Annotated in this window: 1 protein-coding gene; it reads left to right on the top strand. The window is 67.7% G+C overall.

The genetic code is table 11. The features are described from left to right. The first annotated feature begins 390 nt into the window (after window positions 1–390). On the top strand, window positions 391–2,085 hold the full coding sequence (locus VK923_08985; GenBank protein ID HSJ44800.1) for an IS1634 family transposase: 1,695 nt from the start codon (window positions 391–393) through the stop codon (window positions 2,083–2,085). Window positions 2,086–2,496 lie beyond the last annotated feature (411 nt).

The raw sequence follows: 2,496 nt of genomic DNA, 5'->3' as shown, positions 1-2,496 counted from the left end.
GGAAGAGTTCAGGGGTTCGATTCCACTTAGCTCCAAGCAAAACCGCAGGTCTGCGGCCTGAAGCCGCACCCCCTGGTGTTCTGGAGACCTTCATCAACGTAGCCAAATGGCTACGTTGGCTACGTTGAGCACCCCGAGGTTCGTGGCTGTACGTGGTGAGTCGATCACTTTCTGCAATCTCGGGAGGGCCGAGCGTCGACGCTGCCGGACTCCGCGATTCTCGTCGAACTCCAGAACGGAGTTCCGCAGTTGGAGGCCGGTTGTGGGCATGTGTGACGGCATATGTGCTGGTCAGCGCGGTGCGGGTGCTCTGAGGTGCCGCTCAGCCTAGTCATGTAATTTCGGTTGACGTGCTTGCGATAGCAGTGTGATCGTGGTTGTGTGCTGGTCATGTATCTGCGGACCACGACGTCACGACCACGCAAGGACGGCAGTCGCGTGCGGTACGTGGCGTTGGCGCACAACGAGTGGGACGTCGACACCCGCCGGTCAAGGGCCAAGGTGCTGTACAACTTCGGCCGCGAAGACCGCCTCGACCGCGACGCGCTGACGCGGCTGGTCGCCTCGATCAACCGCTACCTCGGCATCGACGAGCCGCCCGCGGCCGGTGCGGACACGACCGCGGCGGACGCGCCTGCGGCGGTGGAGGCGTTGGGGTTCATCGCGGCTCGCCGCCTCGGTGGGGTGTGGGCGCTGGATGGCCTGTGGGGCCAGCTGGGCATCGCCGCGACGCTGTCGAAGCTGGCGGCGGGCCGACGGTTCGCCACCGATGTCGAGCGGGTGATCTTCGCGCTGGTGGCCAACCGCGCGTTGGAACCGACGTCGAAGCTGGCGGCGACGCAGTGGGTCACCGAACGCGCGTGGATCCCCGGCCTCGAGCAGGTCAGCGATGATGCGTGCTACCGGGCGATGGACTGGCTGCTAGCGATCGCCGACGAGCTGGCGGAGCAGACGTACTGGGCGACGGCGGATCTGCTCAACCTCGAAGTCGACCTGTTGTTCTTCGACACCACCAGCACCTACTTCGAGACCGACATCGCCGACGGCGATGATGATCAGGTGTCGGTGGGGTTCCGCAGCTACGGCAAGTCCAAGGATCACCGCGGCGATCTGCCGCAGATCATCGTCGGGATGGCGGTGACCCGGTCGGGGATCCCGATCCGGGTGTGGACGTGGCCGGGCGACACCGGCGATTCGCCGTTGATCCGCGAGGTCAAAGACGACCTGCGCGCGTGGAAGCTGTCGCGGGTGGTGTGGGTCACCGACCGCGGGTTCGCCTCCGAGCAGAATCGCCGCTACCTGCAGCGTGCCGGCGGGCACTACATCTGCGGCGAGAAGCTGCGCGGCGACAGCGACGAAGCCGCGGCGGCGTTGGCGCGTCAGGGCCGCTACCGCACCGTCGCCGGCAACCTGCGCGTCAAGGAAGTCGTCGTCGACGACGGGGTGATGCGCGACCGGTTCGTCGTCTGTCACAACCCCGATCAGGCTACGCGGGACGCCACCGTCCGCGACCAGCTGCTGGCCCGCCTGACCGAACAGATCGCCGACACCGACCGCCTCGACCCGCAACAGCGCGTCGCGGTCGCGGCCAGACTGCCCGCGGGGCTGCGCCGGTTCCTGCGCACCACGCCGGGCGGCAAGCTACGCATCGACCGCAGCGCGGTGGCGGCCGAGGCCAAGCTGGACGGCAGGTTCCTGCTGCGCACGTCGGATCCGACGCTGTCGGCCGAGGACGTCGCGTTGGGCTACAAGCAGCTGCTGGAGGTCGAGCGCGGCTGGCGGGACATGAAGTCCACCCTCGCGTTGCGGCCGGTGTTCCACCGGCTCGAAGACCGCATCCGCGCGCACGTCGTCCTGTGCTGGCTGGCGCTGTTGTTGATCCGCGTCGCCGAGACCAAGACCGCCGACACCTGGCGCAACCTGCGTCACGAGCTCGACCGCCTGCATGTCGGCCAGTTCACCGGCACCGCCGGCACCGTCGCCCAGCGCACCGACATCACCAGCCGGCAGCAGGCGATCCTGCGCGCCCTGGACGTCGACGCCCCACCGCGCTTCCTCGACGTCGCGCCCACGATCATCAGCTGAGCCGCCCGGCACCGCGCCTAGGCACACACCCGTGTCCGGGTGTTCTCGGCGTTCCCGCAGGTCAACCCACCAATTCCGTGCCTAGCGCGCCACCACAACTGCGGAACTCCGGTAGATTGTTGGGTAACAATCGCGCGCGAGCCGGATGCCACAAGCAATGCACGTGATCCTTCCGAGGCGGGACGGTTGCTTGAAGGCTGCCGAACCCCGGTCGCGACCGCGCCCCCCTCCCGACGCGAGATGGTTGGGTAGGAATCTCGCGCAGCTCGTCACCCGCTGTGATGTCACACACGGTGACGCTGCTCCGTCGGGTCATCGGTCACGCATTCCATCCGGTGCCCCGGCTGCCGCGTCGAGCTGATCGAGGTCGGCGGACAGCTGGGCTTCGGCTTTGACCACGTCGGCGGCGCC

This window comes from Euzebyales bacterium, from assembly GCA_035461305.1.
Taxonomy (GTDB): domain Bacteria; phylum Actinomycetota; class Nitriliruptoria; order Euzebyales; family JAHELV01; genus JAHELV01.
This window is presented reverse-complemented; position numbering and strand designations above follow the sequence as displayed.